Annotated in this window: 16 protein-coding genes; 6 read left to right on the plus strand and 10 right to left on the minus strand. The window is 59.1% G+C overall.

Going from position 1 to position 15,192, the window contains the following annotated elements:
* Positions 1-121: 121 nt before the first annotated feature.
* Entirely contained in the window at positions 122-1,006 is an 885-nt protein-coding gene (gene rarD / locus PFLQ2_RS11150; protein WP_003182930.1) for an EamA family transporter RarD, read from the plus strand.
* Positions 1,007-1,180: 174 nt separating this feature from the next.
* On the opposite strand, the gene hppD is transcribed toward rarD, so the two are convergent.
* Together hppD and PFLQ2_RS11140 are read right to left on the minus strand one after the other, a co-directional pair.
* Entirely contained in the window at positions 1,181-2,257 is a 1,077-nt protein-coding gene (gene hppD, locus PFLQ2_RS11145) for a 4-hydroxyphenylpyruvate dioxygenase (RefSeq protein ID WP_003182932.1), read from the minus strand.
* Positions 2,258-2,508: 251 nt separating this feature from the next.
* Positions 2,509-3,453: a DMT family transporter gene (locus PFLQ2_RS11140; protein WP_003182934.1), complete on the minus strand. Its 945-nt coding sequence runs from the start codon at positions 3,451-3,453 to the stop codon at positions 2,509-2,511.
* Positions 3,454-3,533: 80 nt separating this feature from the next.
* Between PFLQ2_RS11140 and PFLQ2_RS11135 the strand changes: the two genes are divergently transcribed.
* Together PFLQ2_RS11135 and PFLQ2_RS11130 are read left to right on the plus strand one after the other, a co-directional pair.
* The gene (locus PFLQ2_RS11135) at positions 3,534-4,394 is read left to right on the plus strand and encodes a LysR family transcriptional regulator (protein ID WP_003182936.1); all 861 of its coding nucleotides are present in this window, start codon (positions 3,534-3,536) and stop codon (positions 4,392-4,394) included.
* A gap of 517 nt (positions 4,395-4,911) precedes the next feature.
* On the plus strand, positions 4,912-5,277 hold the full coding sequence (locus tag PFLQ2_RS11130) for a histone-like nucleoid-structuring protein, MvaT/MvaU family (RefSeq protein WP_003182938.1): 366 nt from the start codon (positions 4,912-4,914) through the stop codon (positions 5,275-5,277).
* A gap of 94 nt (positions 5,278-5,371) precedes the next feature.
* Here PFLQ2_RS11130 and PFLQ2_RS11125 read toward each other — a convergent pair whose 3' ends face one another.
* Positions 5,372-5,905, minus strand: a complete 534-nt coding sequence (locus PFLQ2_RS11125) for a DUF4946 domain-containing protein (RefSeq protein ID WP_003182940.1) — start codon at positions 5,903-5,905, stop codon at positions 5,372-5,374.
* A gap of 194 nt (positions 5,906-6,099) precedes the next feature.
* Here PFLQ2_RS11125 and gloA point away from each other — a divergent pair, with 194 nt between their 5' ends.
* Positions 6,100-6,621, plus strand: coding sequence for a lactoylglutathione lyase (gloA, locus tag PFLQ2_RS11120; protein WP_003182942.1), 522 nt, complete (start codon positions 6,100-6,102; stop codon positions 6,619-6,621).
* A 174-nt stretch (positions 6,622-6,795) separates the two neighbouring features.
* Here the strand turns inward: gloA and ahpF are convergent, their stop codons facing one another.
* The 5 genes from ahpF to galU all read right to left on the minus strand — a co-directional run bounded on the left by ahpF (position 6,796) and on the right by galU (position 13,552).
* The gene (ahpF, locus tag PFLQ2_RS11115) at positions 6,796-8,358 is read right to left on the minus strand and encodes an alkyl hydroperoxide reductase subunit F (RefSeq protein WP_003182944.1); all 1,563 of its coding nucleotides are present in this window, start codon (positions 8,356-8,358) and stop codon (positions 6,796-6,798) included.
* A gap of 123 nt (positions 8,359-8,481) precedes the next feature.
* Positions 8,482-9,045: an alkyl hydroperoxide reductase subunit C gene (ahpC, locus tag PFLQ2_RS11110; RefSeq protein ID WP_003182946.1), complete on the minus strand. Its 564-nt coding sequence runs from the start codon at positions 9,043-9,045 to the stop codon at positions 8,482-8,484.
* A gap of 171 nt (positions 9,046-9,216) precedes the next feature.
* A complete protein-coding gene (gene gorA, locus PFLQ2_RS11105; RefSeq protein WP_003182948.1) occupies positions 9,217-10,572 on the minus strand; it encodes a glutathione-disulfide reductase in 1,356 nt (451 codons plus the stop codon).
* 341 nt (positions 10,573-10,913) lie between these two features.
* Positions 10,914-12,206 (minus strand): group II intron reverse transcriptase/maturase, encoded by a 1,293-nt coding sequence (gene ltrA / locus PFLQ2_RS11100; protein WP_033046122.1) that lies wholly within the window; start codon positions 12,204-12,206, stop codon positions 10,914-10,916.
* A gap of 506 nt (positions 12,207-12,712) precedes the next feature.
* Entirely contained in the window at positions 12,713-13,552 is an 840-nt protein-coding gene (gene galU, locus PFLQ2_RS11095; protein WP_003182953.1) for a UTP--glucose-1-phosphate uridylyltransferase GalU, read from the minus strand.
* Positions 13,553-13,787: 235 nt separating this feature from the next.
* Between galU and PFLQ2_RS11090 the strand changes: the two genes are divergently transcribed.
* Both PFLQ2_RS11090 and PFLQ2_RS11085 read left to right on the plus strand, forming a co-directional pair.
* Positions 13,788-14,003 carry a hypothetical protein gene (locus tag PFLQ2_RS11090; protein WP_003182955.1) on the plus strand — a complete coding sequence of 72 codons (216 nt, stop codon included), beginning with the start codon at positions 13,788-13,790 and terminating at the stop codon, positions 14,001-14,003.
* A 115-nt stretch (positions 14,004-14,118) separates the two neighbouring features.
* Complete coding sequence (locus tag PFLQ2_RS11085) at positions 14,119-14,400, plus strand: hypothetical protein (RefSeq protein ID WP_003182957.1); 282 nt, start codon at positions 14,119-14,121, stop codon at positions 14,398-14,400.
* A gap of 7 nt (positions 14,401-14,407) precedes the next feature.
* On the opposite strand, the gene PFLQ2_RS11080 is transcribed toward PFLQ2_RS11085, so the two are convergent.
* A complete protein-coding gene (locus tag PFLQ2_RS11080; RefSeq protein ID WP_003182959.1) occupies positions 14,408-14,638 on the minus strand; it encodes a hypothetical protein in 231 nt (76 codons plus the stop codon).
* A gap of 108 nt (positions 14,639-14,746) precedes the next feature.
* Positions 14,747-15,097 (minus strand): hypothetical protein, encoded by a 351-nt coding sequence (locus tag PFLQ2_RS11075; protein WP_003182960.1) that lies wholly within the window; start codon positions 15,095-15,097, stop codon positions 14,747-14,749.
* Between the last annotated feature and the right edge of the window lie 95 nt (positions 15,098-15,192).

Below are 15,192 nucleotides of genomic sequence, written 5' to 3' on the forward strand. Positions count from 1 at the left end.
TGGGCCGCGAAGCGGACCCTTAAGTTGCGGCCGCTTCGCAGCCGAGCGGGAGCAAGCTCCCTCGCCACACATCAACTCGCACTTTACGGTGCTCCAGCCCCATCAATAATAAGAGGCATCCGTGTCCAAAGGCATCGCTCTATCGGTCTCGGCCTCTGCCCTGTTCGCCGTCATGTATTACTACACCTCGCTGCTCTCGCCCCTGACCGGCGTGGAGATTTTCGGCTGGCGCATGCTGCTGACGATGCCGTGCATGACCGCATTCATGCTGGTTGCGCGGGAGTGGGGACTTGTCACGGCGCTGGTCCGGCGACTGATCGCCACGCCGCGGCTGCTGATCGGCGCAATGGCCTCTTCGGCGCTGATGGGCGCCCAGTTGTGGCTATTCATGTGGGCACCGCTCAACGGCTACAGCCTGGACGTATCGCTGGGGTATTTCCTGTTGCCACTGTCGATGGTCCTGACCGGCCGCATCGTCTACGGCGAACGGCTTTCCTATTTGCAAAAAGTCGCCGTGTTCTTTGCCATCCTCGGGGTGTTCAACGAGTTGTACCAAGTGGGCGGGTTCTCCTGGGCGACCTTGCTGGTGGTGATCGGCTACCCGATCTATTTCATCCTGCGCAAACGTCTCAAGACCGATAACCTCGGCGGGCTCTGGCTGGACATGACGCTGATGCTGCCCGTGGCACTCTGGTTCGTGCAAAGCGGTGAACAAGGTTTCGCCGTGTTCGACCAGTACCCGTGGCTGTCGCTGCTCATCCCGTTGCTCGGGGTCATCAGCGCTTCCGCCCTGGTCTCGTACATCGTCGCCAGTCGGCTGCTGCCGTTCAGCCTGTTCGGCTTGTTGAGTTATGTCGAACCGGTGCTGCTGCTGGGCGTGGCGCTGCTGTTGGGCGAAAGCATCAAGACCGGTGAATGGCTGACCTACATCCCGATCTGGATGGCGGTGGCGGTGCTGGTATTCGAAGGGTTCAAGCATCTGGTGCGGCAGCGGCGCAGGGCTTGAGGCCTCCACCGAACCTGTGGGAGCGGGCTTGCTCGCGAAATCGGAGTGTCAGGCACCATGGTATCGACTGATACTCCGCTTTCGCCAGCAAGCCCGCTCCCACCCTGGGCCTTGTCGTTCAACAAAAAGCCCGCCCGGCATCACTGCCGGGCGGGCTTTTTTTGGGCTTTGGTATTACTCGGTCGCCAGCACGCCACGACGCACCTGGTCCCGCTCGATGGATTCGAACAGTGCCTTGAAGTTGCCTTCGCCGAAGCCATCGTCGCCCTTGCGCTGGATGAATTCGAAGAACACCGGCCCCATCAGGGTTTCCGAGAAGATTTGCAGCAACAGGCGCTTGTCGCCCTGCTCCGAAGCACCGTCCAGCAAGATGCCCCGCGCTTGCAGTTCGTCCACCGGTTCGCCATGGTTCGGCAGGCGGCCTTCGAGCATTTCGTAGTAGGTGTCCGGCGGCGCGGTCATGAAGCGCATGCCGATGCCCTTGAGCTGGTCCCAGGTCTTGATCAGGTCGTCGGTCAGGAAAGCCACGTGCTGGATGCCCTCGCCGTTGAACTGCATCAGGAACTCTTCGATCTGCCCGGCGCCCTTGGACGATTCTTCGTTCAGCGGGATGCGGATCATGCCATCCGGGGCGGTCATGGCCTTGGAGGTCAGGCCGGTGTATTCGCCCTTGATGTCGAAGTAACGGATCTCGCGGAAGTTGAACAGTTTCTCGTAGAAGCCGGCCCAGTAGGCCATGCGCCCGCGATAGACGTTGTGGGTCAGGTGGTCGATGATTTTCAGGCCTGCGCCCACCGGGTTGCGGTCGACGCCTTCAAGAAACACGAAGTCGATGTCATAGATCGAGCTGCCATCGCCGAAACGGTCGATCAGGTACAGCGGCGCGCCGCCGATGCCCTTGATCGCCGGAAGGTTCAGCTCCATCGGGCCGGTCTCGATGTGGATCGGCTGGGCACCGAGTTCCAAGGCACGCTTGAAGGCTTTTTGCGAATCCTTGACCCGGAACGCCATGCCGCATACCGACGGGCCGTGCTCGGCCGCAAAGTAAGACGCCACGCTGTGGGGTTCGTTGTTGAGGATCAGGTTGATCGCGCCCTGGCGATACAGGTGCACGTCCTTGGAGCGGTGGGTGGCCACCTTGGTGAAGCCCATGATCTCGAAGATCGGCTCCAGGGTGTTGGGAGTCGGCGATGCGAACTCGATGAATTCAAAGCCCATCAGGCCCATTGGGTTTTCGTATAGATCGGCCATGTCGGCGCCTCATTATTCTTATCAATTAACAGAAAAACGTTAGTTGCTAGTCATGTCGAGGGCATGCGGTGGCGCGCAGGAGATACCGCGAACGCTGCGGGCGAGGAAATCGCCGTAGATCAGTTGAAACCCAAGTATCTTCATTGTCGACCCAAGGCTCTCGCGGGCGAGGCTTCTGCTGCCAGAAGACGTTATTCTTATATGCGTAAATCGATTCTACACAGCGTAACCGGATTTGTCCGCCTCCTGTATCAAATCGCCTTTTCCGCCGACCGCGCAAGGGGTTTGTTGCACAGGAAAATACCTGCCAGGATCAACCCGCCACCCAGGCACATCAGGGACGTGAACCGTTCGTCCAACAGCAGCGCTCCCAGCAGCACCGCCGTCAATGGGTTGAGCGCAATGAACACACCCGAACGGGTTGCGCCGATGCGGCGAATGCCGTCGTACCAGGCGATGTACGCCAGGGCCGACCCCAACACGCCGAGATAGAGCAGGCTCAGCCATTGGCGAATGTCCAACCCGCGCAAGGGTTCGAGGCCAATCTCGCCGGTAGCCCCGCAGGCCAGCCACAACATCAGCGTACCCAGCAGAATCGACCACGTAACGGTCTGCAACGGACCCAGGCTGTCGTTCAGGCTTCTGGAAAACAGTGAGTAGACGCCCCAGCCCAGCACGCAGCCGAAAATCAACAGATCGCCGATCCAGCCCTGCGCTGCGTCCTGCAACAAGGACGGATCACGGCTGACGATCACCAATCCCGCCCCGCCGATGCACAATACGATACCCGCCACTTTCAAACGGCCCAGCCGTTCCTTGAACAACCACCAGGACGCCAGCCCGATCACGGCCGGGTTCAGGGCCACGATCAGCGAGGCCCGCGACGCGTTGATGTATTGCAAGCCATAGAAAAAGCACAGGTTATAAAAAAAGATGCCGAAGAACCCCAGCGTGGCCAATTGCAGCAACTGCCTGGCGCTGGGCCTGACCAGCGGGACCCGCGCCAGCGCAAGGAATAACAGCAGCGCGAGGCTGGCGAGCAGAAAGCGCAGGCTGGCGGCGAGCAGCGGTGCCAAGGCGTCGGACAGAATCCTGCCGGCCACGAAAGTCCCGCCCCAGATCATGGTGACCATGGCGAGCTTCAGGTAGACCGGCAGGTCTGAAGATGTGGGAAGAGCTTGTTCGACTGTTTTCATGATTTACCACAGTGACGCGCATTGTGCAGATACCGTATTGTCCGACTCATGTTTAATCATCGTAAAATGAGTAATCACTCATGACCCTCACCCAACTCGAAATCTTCTCCCTGGTCGCCGAGCTGCGTGGCTTTACCGCTGCGGCCACGCGACTGGGTATCGGCCAATCAGCGGTGTCCCATGCCATCAAGTCCCTGGAGCAAGAGCTGGGGGTGGATTTGCTCAGGCGCCATCAATCCCACGTGGAACTCAGCGACATCGGCGAGCAATTGCTGTTGCGGGCCCGGGCCATGCTCGGCCTGGCCAACACCTTGTGCCAGGAAGCCGCCGACGCCCGTGGCATGCGCCGTGGCACCTTGCGCATCGGCTCGTTCGGGCCGACTTCTTCGATGAAGCTGTTGCCGGCCATCCTGCGACGCTACCGCGCCATGCATCCGGGTATCGAAGTGCACATCGACGAGGGACCGGATCGGCAAGTCATCCAATGGCTGGACGAGCGGCGAATCGACGTTGGCTTCGTGGTGCTGCCCGAGGACCGTTTCGATACATTCCCGTTGTTGGAAGACCAGATGGTTGCCCTGCTGCCCACCGCCCATCCCCTCGCCGCCCAGGCCAGCCTGAGTCTCAAGGACCTGTGCAGCGATCCCTTCGTGCTCACCGAGGCCGGATCGTCGGAGCTGGTTTCGCGGCTGTTCAATGCCGCCCGGCTGACACCGAACGTGCGCTTTCGCTGCGCACAGCTGCTTAGCACCTTGGATGTGGTCCGGCGTGGCGAGGCGGTGAGCGTGGTTTCCGAAGGCTCGCTGCCGGAGGGCGACAACCCGGGTTTCGTCGCACGGCCATTGTCGCCACGAGTACCGCGGCAGATCGGCCTCGCCGTATTGGACAGCCGCCAGGCCTCCCCCGCCACGCTGGCGTTCATCGAGCTGGCCCGACAGTAATTCCGATACAACACCGAACCTGGGGGCGAGCTTGCTCGCGAAAGCGTCGGGTCAGCCAAACATGGGCCAACGGGTCCACCCAGCGGGCTCGATTGCACGGGTGCTGGCGTTGACCGAGCGCGAGCTAATCGAACCTACGCCGCTTACCCAGCAGTTGTTCAGTCAGCTCGAAACCGCCGAACAAAGTGACTACCTGGCCGTCCCATGGGGCGAACTTTCTACAGGGTTATCAATTTGACCGCCCTATTAGCGCAGAGGATTTCATTGAGGCGGTAGCCCGACTAAATGGCATTAAGCCGCCGCCGATCTATTGACGAGCACAGGCCAACTGATAAAAAGCTTGCTCTTGTTACATAACGAAAAAGTTACGATTTACACTTATCGGTTTAACTACTACAATTTTTTTACCTGTGATCAATAGCAGGAGATTCATTATCACCGAGTCGCTTCAAGGCGCTTGGCTTATAGCTTTGTTTGCGGTTGGTATCAGCCAAATATTCTGATTGGAGTAACGATTTTGTCCAGACTCGCTGAATTTCGTGCAGCCGAAAAGGCCCTTCAAGAACAGCTCAAGCAGCTGGAATCACTGAAGAACGATGCAGGGCTCAAGAAGGAAATCGAATTTGAAGAGAAGCTCCAGGGCTTGATGAAGACCTACGGCAAGAGCTTGCGCGACATCGTCGCGATCCTTGACCCGAACCCGTCCAAGACCAACCTGCAGTCGAACAAGCCCGTCAAGACCCGCCGTGCCCGCGTGGTAAAGGTCTACCAGAACCCGCACACCGGCGAGTTGATCGAGACCAAGGGCGGCAACCACCGCGGCCTGAAAGCCTGGAAGGAACAATACGGCGCCGCCACCGTCGATTCATGGTTGCGTGGTTGAAAGCTGCGGCGATGCAAAAAAGCCCCGAGTACATTCGGGGCTTTTTCATGGGGCTGAACTTTGGGATTAATCCCAAGGTATAACGCTGCAAGCCTTAGAGTTTCAGGCTGTTGCGTACTGACTGTATTTCATCCTGGCTTTCAACAAAGACCTGCGCCTGTCCTGCATAGGACAGCACATACGCCTTGCCCTCATTTAGTGCCGCAACGAGTGCCTGGGACAATACATGTCGTCCGTTCTGCGTGATTGTGCAAGTGGTTTCCAATGCAGTTACGCCGCCTAACATGGAAGGGTGGATTTTAGTGCACACACTTTGGTAACCGCCCTGGAAAAAATCCTTCTGGATCGACTTGCGCATTTCCAGCAACACGCCTTCCAAGTTGACCTGATGATCGGGCTCGACGGGAGTCGTGGTCAGTTCCATGACCATCACGGCGTTACCTGCCGGATCACTCTTGGTCGCCCGTTGTCGCTGGGCCGCCGGCATGCCCTGCGGAGCAGTGGCGTCGGAAGACAACGGTTCGACGATCCACCCCTGCGGCCATGTGACCTGCGGTTCGGTCGCCGGGGCACCACTGGCGACAGCGGCAGACAGCAGGACAAACAGCGAAAGGAACAGTCGAATCATTGCATGGGTACTCAGGGACGAATCGTGAAGTCTGAAGCCCGAGGCAGAACCAGGCAATAGCCACATGCGGTTTGGCGATGCCACGCCCCTTGCGTATCATGGTCGCACCTGCAAGGAAGCCGCCCAGCGCAAGCCAAGGAACCGTCGCAGCCAGGTTGCGGCGCCGTTTGCCCCACTTCATTTCCGGAGGGCCCATGAGCCTGCACGAACTCAATACTTTTCCCGGCGTCACCGCCCAACCCGACGTCGCCACGGCCAAATTCGTTTTCAACCACACCATGTTGCGGGTCAAGGACATTACCAAGTCCCTGGATTTCTACACCCGGGTACTGGGTTTCTCCCTGGTGGAAAAACGCGACTTCCCGGAAGCCGAATTCAGCCTGTATTTCCTCGCCCTGGTGGACAAGAACCAGATTCCAGCGGATGCCGCGGCCCGTACCGAATGGATGAAATCGATTCCCGGCATCCTGGAACTGACCCACAACCACGGCACCGAAACCGACCCGGCGTTCGCCTACCACAACGGCAACACTGACCCGCGCGGGTTCGGCCACATCTGCATCTCGGTCCCGGACATCGTCGCCGCCTGCGAGCGCTTCGAAGCACTGGGCTGCGACTTCCAAAAGCGCCTGACCGACGGCCGCATGAAAAGCCTGGCCTTCATCAAGGACCCGGATGGCTACTGGGTCGAAATCATCCAGCCAGCACCGCTGTAACGGGACTGATGCCCATTGTGGGAGCGAGCTTGCTCGCGATGAAGGCAGCACATTCAGCATTGATGCAAGCTGGCCCACCGTCCTCGCGAGTAAGCTCGCTCCTACAGAATAATGAGTGATAAAAAACCCCATGAGCCAAGGCCATGGGGTTTTGTTTTTTCCGCTGTCGGCTGCTTAGGCCGGCGCAGAGGTGCGGATCAAGTGATCGAAGGCGCTCAGCGAAGCCTTGGCCCCTTCACCGACGGCGATCACGATCTGCTTGTACGGCACGGTGGTCACGTCACCGGCGGCGAACACGCCAGGGATCGATGTTTCACCCCGGGCGTCGACGATGATCTCACCACGGGGCGAGAGCTCGACGGTGCCTTTGAGCCAATCGGTGTTGGGCAGCAGGCCGATCTGCACAAAGATCCCTTCCAGTGCTACGTCGCGCACCTCACCGCTTGGACGGTCCTTGTAGCGCAAGCCGGTAACCTTCTGGCCATCCCCCGTCACTTCGGTGGTCTGGGCGTTGGTAATCACCGTCACGTTCGGCAGGCTGTGCAGCTTGCGTTGCAATACCGCGTCGGCGCGTAATTGCACATCGAACTCCAGCAAGGTGACATGGGCCACGATACCCGCGAGGTCGATGGCCGCTTCGACGCCGGAGTTACCACCGCCAATCACCGCCACGCGCTTGCCCTTGAACAACGGACCATCGCAGTGCGGGCAGTAGGCCACGCCCTTGTTGCGGTACTGCTGCTCGCCCGGCACGTTCATTTCACGCCAGCGGGCGCCGGTCGCCAGGATCACGGTCCGGGCCTTCAGGCTCGCACCACTGGCGAACTTGACTTCGTGCAGTGCGCCTTCCTTGCCGGGTAGCAATGCATCGGCGCGTTGCAGGTTCATGATGTCCACGTCGTACTGCTTGACGTGTTCTTCCAGGGCAACGGCCAGTTTCGGCCCTTCGGTTTCCTGGACTGAGATGAAGTTCTCGATGGCCATGGTGTCCAGCACCTGGCCGCCGAAACGCTCGGCTGCCACACCGGTGCGAATGCCTTTACGGGCCGCGTAGATCGCCGCCGAAGCCCCCGCTGGGCCACCGCCGACCACCAGCACATCAAAGGCATCCTTGGCGCTGATTTTCTCGGCCTGGCGTTCGATGCCGCTGGTGTCGATCTTGGCAAGGATCTCTTCCAGGCCCATGCGGCCCTGGCCGAAGTTCACGCCGTTCAGGTAAACGCTTGGCACGGCCATGATCTGGCGCTCATCGACTTCGGCCTGGAACAGCGCACCGTCGATTGCAACGTGGTGAACGTTCGGGTTCAACACGGCCATCAAGTTCAGCGCCTGTACCACGTCCGGGCAGTTCTGGCAGGACAGCGAGAAATAAGTCTCGAAGTGGAACTCGCCTTTGAGGGCGCGGATCTGTTCGATCACTTCGACACTGGCCTTCGAGGGGTGGCCACCAACTTGCAGCAAGGCCAGCACCAACGAAGTGAATTCGTGGCCCATGGGAATGCCGGCAAAACGCAGGCTGATATCGGCTCCCGGGCGATTCAACGAAAACGATGGCGTGCGCGCATCGGTGCCGTTGTCGAGCAAGGTAATCTGGCTGGAAAGACTGGCAACGTCTTTAAGTAACGCAAGCATTTCCTGGGATTTCGCACCGTCGTCGAGGGATGCAACGATCTCGATCGGCTGGGTGACCCGTTCCAGGTAAGACTTCAACTGAGCTTTAAGATTGGCGTCCAACATACGGGCGATTTCCATGTTTGAATTTCAGAAAAAACAACGCCCGAGCGAATCTCGCCCGGGCGTTTTTTGGGGGCGGTGCGGCTTGCTTAAGTGCGGGTGACCGCCCTCAAAGGACTCACGGTCTTAGATCTTGCCAACCAGGTCCAGGGACGGAGCCAGGGTGGCCTCGCCTTCTTTCCACTTGGCTGGGCAGACTTCGCCCGGGTGAGCGGCAACGTACTGAGCGGCCTTGACCTTGCGCAGCAGCTCGGAGGCGTCACGGCCTACGCCGCCGTCGTTGATTTCAACGATCTTGATCTGGCCTTCAGGGTTGATCACGAAGGTACCGCGGTCAGCCAGGCCGACTTCTTCGATCAGCACGTCGAAGTTGCGGGAGATCACGTGGGTCGGGTCGCCGATCATGGTGTACTGGATCTTGCCGATGGCTGGCGAGGTGTTGTGCCAGGCTGCGTGGGCAAAATGGGTATCGGTCGAAACGCTGTAGACCTCGACGCCCAGTTTCTGGAATTCGGCGTAGTTGTCGGCCAGGTCTTCCAGCTCGGTTGGGCAAACGAAGGTGAAGTCAGCTGGGTAGAAGAACACGACGGACCACTTGCCTTTCAGGTCGGCGTCCGATACTTCGACGAATGCGCCGTTTTTGAAGGCGGTAGCGTTGAACGGTTTAACTTGGCTGTTGATGATAGGCATCGATGTTTCTCCATCAGGGTTTGAAAAGTTGATGGAGGAATCTTACTCATTCATTCCCGGGCTGGCTCATTGGCAAACCTCATGTAAATGATTGGTTTTGGCTATCAGGAATCTATATAGATAGAAGAAATCTGTAGGCGCGAGAAAAGTCTCCAGCGCCTACAGATAGGGTCAGGCGGTGGGCGTACGCATGGTCACGAATTCCTCGGCGGCGGTCGGATGCACGCCGATGGTTTCGTCGAAATCACGCTTGGTGGCGCCCGCTTTCAACGCGATGGCCAAGCCTTGGACAATTTCCCCGGCATCCGGCCCGACCATGTGGCAACCCAGCACCTTATCGGTTTGGGCATCCACCACGACCTTCATCAAGGTGCGTTCCTGGCATTCGGTCAGGGTGAGCTTCATCGGCCGGAAGCGGCTTTCGAACACCTGCACCTCATGCCCCTCCTCCCGCGCCTGCTCTTCGGTCAACCCAACCGTACCGATATTCGGCAGGCTGAACACGGCCGTGGGAATCATGCGGTAATCCACCAGGCGATACTGCTCGGGCTTGAACAAACGCCGCGCAACCGCCATGCCCTCGGCCAGGGCCACGGGCGTGAGCTGGACACGACCGATCACATCGCCGATAGCCAGGATCGATGGCTCGGTGGTCTCGTATTTTTCGTTGACCTGGACAAAGCCCTTTTCATCCAGCGTGACAGCGGTGTTTTCCAGGCCGAGATTGTCGAGCATCGGCCGCCGACCGGTGGCGTAGAACACACAGTCGGTGAGCAATATGCGACCGTCCTTGAGTGTCACCTTAAGGCTGCCATCGTCCTGTTTGTCGATGCGCTCGATGTCAGCATTGAATTGCAGGTCCAAGCCCCGGCGGGTCAGTTCCTCCGCCAGATGCTTGCGCACCGCACCGTCAAAGCCGCGCAGGAACAGCTCACCGCGATACAGCAAGGACGCCTGCGCGCCCATGCCGTGGAAGATCCCTGCGAACTCCACCGCGATGTAGCCGCCACCGACGACAATCACACGCTTGGGCAGGTCCTTGAGGAAAAACGCCTCGTTGGAACTGATGGCATGCTCGCGCCCCGGAATGTCCGGGATCACCGGCCAGCCGCCCGTGGCGATCAGGATGTGCCGGGCGGTGTGGCGCTGGCCGTTGATCTCGACCTCGTTGGGCCCGGTCAGCCTGGCATGCCCCTCGTGTAGCACCACGCCGCTGTTGACCAGCAGGTTGCGATAAATCCCGTTGAGGCGATTGATCTCGCGGTCCTTGTTGGCGATCAACGTGGCCCAGTCGAAACTCGCCTTTCCCGCCGTCCAGCCATAGGCCGACGCCTGCTCGAAATCCTCAGCGTAATGCGCGCCGTAGACCAGCAGCTTTTTCGGCACACAACCCACGTTCACGCAGGTGCCGCCCAGGTAGCGACTTTCCGCCACGGCCACTTTCGCCCCGAAACCGGCGGCGAACCGTGCAGCCCGTACACCACCGGAACCGGCGCCAATCACATACAAGTCAAAATCGTAGGCCATTTCTATCTCCTTCGGCAGGCCACCAGCATACCCGCTGTTTTCACCTGAGGCAGCGATGCTGTTGGTTATGGGGGCGGAAAATGAAAAAGCCAGCTGGACTTCGCGACTGGCCTCTTGCCTGGACAGGACAGCCCCTGTGGCGAGGGAGCTTGCTCCCGCTCGGCTGCGCAGCAGTCGTCGCTTTTGGGGTCGCTTCGCGCCCAACGGGAGCAAGCTCCCTCGCCACGGGTGACTCGCTACCTAAGATTTTCCAATCGGCATAGGGGGCGGCCTTCATAGGCCGCTCCCCTGCCACACCACCCGGCATGCGGGTCCGCACCGGGCGGTTCGAGAGATTGAGGTTATGAGAGTCGCACCAGACCCAGCCTGTCGAACCATGCCACATCCAGCACTCGGTTAAGCTCAAAGCGGCTATTACGCCACCAACTACGTGAGTTAGCCGCCACTTTCCGTGCGGTTTGGGCGCTGGCCCCCAAGGCCCGCAGTTCGCGATAGATCGTCGGTCCACGCCGCCATTGCTTAAGCTGGATCGCTCGCAGTCGGTGTCGTATCCATTCGTCCAGCTCTCGCCAGACCTTCGGTGTTTGCGATAACCCAAAGTAAGTTTTCCAGCCCAAGAGATAAGGCCGTAAGTTCTCGACAACGTGTCGCATACTGCGACCGCCTGAGCGACGGGTGAGTTCGCGTATCCGCTGTTTGAACCGCTTGCGTGCTTTGACCGCCACTGCTCTTTTGACGCCTTGTGGAGATGCCCAGAAGGCGTATCCCAGAAACTTGCGACCAAATGCACTCGCTACCGCACTCTTGCTCTCGTTGACGCTCAAGTTCAGCTTTTCATACAAGCGCTTTAGCAAAGCCATCACCCGCTGCCCGGCCCTGCGGCTGCGAACATACACATTCGCATCATCGGCATAGCGCACGAAGCAATGGCCCCGGCGTTCAAGCTCCCGATCCACTTCGTCCAGCAGCACATTTGCCAGCAACGGCGACAGCGGGCCGCCTTGCGGCGCCCCGCAGCGGCTTTTCTCGACCACGCCATTGATCAGCGTTCCCGCATCCAGATACGCCCGAATCAGACGGATAACCGCCCGATCCGCAATCCGCTTGCTTAAACGATCAATCAAAATATCGTGGTCGACCCGATCGAAGAACTTCTCCAGATCAACATCCACCACCACTTTGCGTCCTGAAGACACATAGCGCTGAGCCGCTAAGACGGCCTCCTGCGCACTGCGCCCCGGGCGAAAGCCGTAGCTGTGTTCACTGAAAGTTGGATCGAGCAGTGGCTGCAAAACTTGCAGCAGTGCTTGTTGGATCAGCCGGTCAGTGACCGTTGGAATGCCCAACTCGCGTTCGCCGCCGTCAGGTTTGGGAATTACCACACGCTTTACCGGACTGGGCCGGTAGGCTCCTGAAATAAGCTGTTCACAAATCGTCGGCCATTGGCTCAGCAAATGCTTGGCAGTCTGTTCAATGTCCAAACCATCCACACCTGCTGCACCTTTGTTGGCCTTGACCCGTTTCCATGCCCGCTTCAGGTTTTCTCTCGCAAAGGCCCGATCCAGCAGCCCTTGCCCTGCGTTGTCGGATTCATCTTGCGGGCGATTGACCTCGTCGCTGACGGGGCTTCTCACGGCTTCACCGCTCGCGTCCTCACATCCGCCCCGCGTTTGGCAGGCATCTGACTTCCGGTTTCTCGCATCAACATGGTCTATAACACTTTCTCTCGTTCGGCCCTTCGTCAAAAAAAAGACTACTACGGCCTCTGCTGACTTCTCGCTCCGGCTCGCGCCGTCGCCCTTTCAGGCACAAGGCGAGATCTCCCCAGGTAAGAACGCAATCCTTCCCCGCACAACCGCCGGATTTACGCAGCCTGATCCTTGACCACAAGAGCTTCGCGATCTTTTGCTCGCTCGCCCTGATCGGCTTCGCCTTGTATCCGGTTCTTGTCCATCGGCTCGCGGTTTCGATTCACGCTTCCTCCCCACACTCGGTCGCCCTCATGCAGTTGCGCTTCACTTCGTTCGCTGTGGTCAGCTTACGGCGGGACTTTCACCCACAAGATTGCGCCCATGCTGGGCGCACGACAAAAAAACGCCCCGAACCAGTCGGGGCGTTTTTCAAGGCGCGGAGCAGGCTATCAGTAAGCCTTGCCGGTCTTGTAGAAGTTCTCGAAGCAGAAGTTGGTCGCGTCGATGTAACCCTCGGCGCCACCGCAGTCGAAACGCTTGCCTTTGAACTTGTAGGCCATTACGCAGCCGTTCTGGGCCTGTTTCATCAGGGCGTCGGTGATCTGGATCTCGCCGCCCTTGCCTGGCTCGGTCTGTTCGATCAGGTCGAAAATATCCGGAGTCAGGATGTAGCGACCGATGATCGCCAGGTTCGACGGTGCATCTTCAGGCTTTGGTTTCTCGACCATGCTGTGGACGCGGTAGATGTCGTCGCGGATCATTTCGCCGGCGATGACACCGTACTTGTTGGTTTCCTGCGGATCGACTTCCTGGATCGCCACGATGGAGCAACGGAACTGCTTGTACAGCTTGACCATCTGGGTCAGTACGCCGTCGCCTTCCAGGTTGACGCACAAGTCGTCCGCCAGGACCACGGCGAACGGTTCGTCACCGATCAGCGGGCGACCGGTCAGGATCGCGTGGCCCAGGCCTTTCATTTCGGTCTGGCGGGTGTAGGAGAACGAGCACTCATCCAGCAGTTTGCGGATGCCTACCAGGTATTTTTCCTTGTCGGTGCCCTTGATCTGGTTTTCCAGCTCGTAGCTGATGTCGAAATGGTCTTCCAGGGCGCGTTTGCCGCGGCCGGTGACGATGGAGATTTCCGTCAGGCCTGCATCGAGGGCTTCTTCGACGCCGTACTGGATCAGTGGCTTGTTCACCACCGGCAGCATTTCTTTGGGCATGGCTTTAGTCGCTGGCAGGAAGCGAGTACCGTAACCGGCTGCAGGGAACAAGCATTTCTTGATCATATAAGTCCTTGAAAAGGCGGTATGTACGAGTTTCGGCGCAGTCTAATCAGGCGACGGGCACCTTACAATGCCCGCACTGGCCAACCGGTGCCATCATAGAGAAATAAAAAACGGCGGATAGTTCAATCGCCTTTCGCTTGGATGGTTCGAGCGGTCCCACTCTACGCTCATAGGCGCTGTTTGCGTGCATTTGACGTATCATGACGCCCTTGAATCTCGCCAACGAGGCAGTTAGATGTCGGTAACAAAAAACGCAAACGGTTATTCGGTCAGCCAGGACAAGGCCGGCCAATGGTGGATTATCAACTACCATGGCGAACAAGTGGCCGGCCCCCTGCCGAGCAAGGCGATGGCGGTAGAAGTGGCCGCGGTGTTCCAGGATGACCGCTCGGCCCCGGCGGAGAAAGAACGCGAAAAGCCCCCCGCGCGCAGCCCACGCCGCAAGAAATAACCCGACCAGCCTCCGGTAGATGCCGCCAAGGTATTGAACGAGGCTTGTTTAGCTGTACCGGACTGGCCATTCGCTATAATCTCGCGCCAGCCCCTCCCTTCTCGATGACGATCCCATGAAAACACTTCTGGCGCTGTTTACAGTCCTGGCCCTGGCGGGCTGTGCCTCGGCCGAAAAAACCTACCTGAACAACGGTGAACAAGGCCTCGCCATCGATTGCTCCGGCGAAGCCAACTCATGGGCTACGTGCTATGAAAAGGCCGATGCATCCTGCGCTGGCACCGGCTACCGCATCGTCGGTACCGACGGCACGCCGCAGGCCAAGGAAAGCGAGAAAACCCTGGGGGTCGATGTCGGCAACTACACCAGTCGCAGTGTCGTGGTGGTGTGCAAGTAAGCGTTTGCTAGATGTGGATCTCGGCGAACTTGATGCCCAGCCCGCGCAGGGTCTCGACCAGGTCATCGAGATGAACGAAAGACTCCACTTCGTCCTGGTCGTCCACCAGGAAAAAACTGCGTCCGGCGCTTTTCTTGAAGAAGGCAATCCATTCACCCGGGCTCGCCGGGTTCTGAATCACGTGTGTGGCAAAGATCAGGCCCTCTGCGTGGCGCTCACGCACCTGCTCGCGTTTCATCGACTGACTCCATAAATGACAATGCCGCCCACGTAGGCCGTGGCGGCATGTTTGTCGAGGGCGCCAGTTTAGCCGATGCCCGGCCCGCTCGTCAGGTCGTGTCGGCGGTCAGCCGGAAATGCAGGCGTTGGCCGCCTCCTGCACATCGCCCGGCCGCACCGGTACGTTGGACATGGCTTCGTGCAGCTTGATGCTGCTGCCGCTGGAGCGTTCGTCGATGTCGAACACCGCCGCCGGCAGGCTCGACAATTTGCCGGGGACAATCAAGCGGACGCCGTTCTTGTGCGGCTCCATTTGCAACGGACCGCGGCTACTGGCCAGCTTGCCGGCCACGCACTTGGCATATTCGTGAGGGTTCTTTCCAGAGATGACGCTCATGGTGGGCGGCGTCTGGTTGATGTCCGATACTGAGGCACATCCACTCAAGGCCAATGCCAATACCCACACGCTGCGCTTCATATGATTCCTCCGATAAAGACCCTCCGACACTGCGCACGCTGTTTTTCTCCAGCGCGCACCGTCTTTTTTTGCGCTTCCTGCGATAAATGAACAAA

Source organism: Pseudomonas fluorescens Q2-87 (genome assembly GCF_000281895.1).
Taxonomy (GTDB): domain Bacteria; phylum Pseudomonadota; class Gammaproteobacteria; order Pseudomonadales; family Pseudomonadaceae; genus Aquipseudomonas; species Aquipseudomonas fluorescens_S.

What these genes read in the sequence shown, in the direction of transcription:
- PFLQ2_RS11080 (WP_003182959.1), bottom strand. Translation starts at nt 14,638, where the DNA reads ATGAAACGCGAGCAGGTGCGTGAGCGCCACGCAGAGGGCCTGATCTTT.
- gorA (WP_003182948.1), bottom strand. Translation starts at nt 10,572, where the DNA reads ATGGCCTACGATTTTGACTTGTATGTGATTGGCGCCGGTTCCGGTGGT.
- galU (WP_003182953.1), bottom strand. Translation starts at nt 13,552, where the DNA reads ATGATCAAGAAATGCTTGTTCCCTGCAGCCGGTTACGGTACTCGCTTC.
- PFLQ2_RS11135 (WP_003182936.1), top strand. Translation starts at nt 3,534, where the DNA reads ATGACCCTCACCCAACTCGAAATCTTCTCCCTGGTCGCCGAGCTGCGT.
- ahpC (WP_003182946.1), bottom strand. Translation starts at nt 9,045, where the DNA reads ATGCCTATCATCAACAGCCAAGTTAAACCGTTCAACGCTACCGCCTTC.
- PFLQ2_RS11090 (WP_003182955.1), top strand. Translation starts at nt 13,788, where the DNA reads ATGTCGGTAACAAAAAACGCAAACGGTTATTCGGTCAGCCAGGACAAG.
- gloA (WP_003182942.1), top strand. Translation starts at nt 6,100, where the DNA reads ATGAGCCTGCACGAACTCAATACTTTTCCCGGCGTCACCGCCCAACCC.
- PFLQ2_RS11085 (WP_003182957.1), top strand. Translation starts at nt 14,119, where the DNA reads ATGAAAACACTTCTGGCGCTGTTTACAGTCCTGGCCCTGGCGGGCTGT.
- ahpF (WP_003182944.1), bottom strand. Translation starts at nt 8,358, where the DNA reads ATGTTGGACGCCAATCTTAAAGCTCAGTTGAAGTCTTACCTGGAACGG.
- PFLQ2_RS11140 (WP_003182934.1), bottom strand. Translation starts at nt 3,453, where the DNA reads ATGAAAACAGTCGAACAAGCTCTTCCCACATCTTCAGACCTGCCGGTC.
- PFLQ2_RS11125 (WP_003182940.1), bottom strand. Translation starts at nt 5,905, where the DNA reads ATGATTCGACTGTTCCTTTCGCTGTTTGTCCTGCTGTCTGCCGCTGTC.
- PFLQ2_RS11075 (WP_003182960.1), bottom strand. Translation starts at nt 15,097, where the DNA reads ATGAAGCGCAGCGTGTGGGTATTGGCATTGGCCTTGAGTGGATGTGCC.
- hppD (WP_003182932.1), bottom strand. Translation starts at nt 2,257, where the DNA reads ATGGCCGATCTATACGAAAACCCAATGGGCCTGATGGGCTTTGAATTC.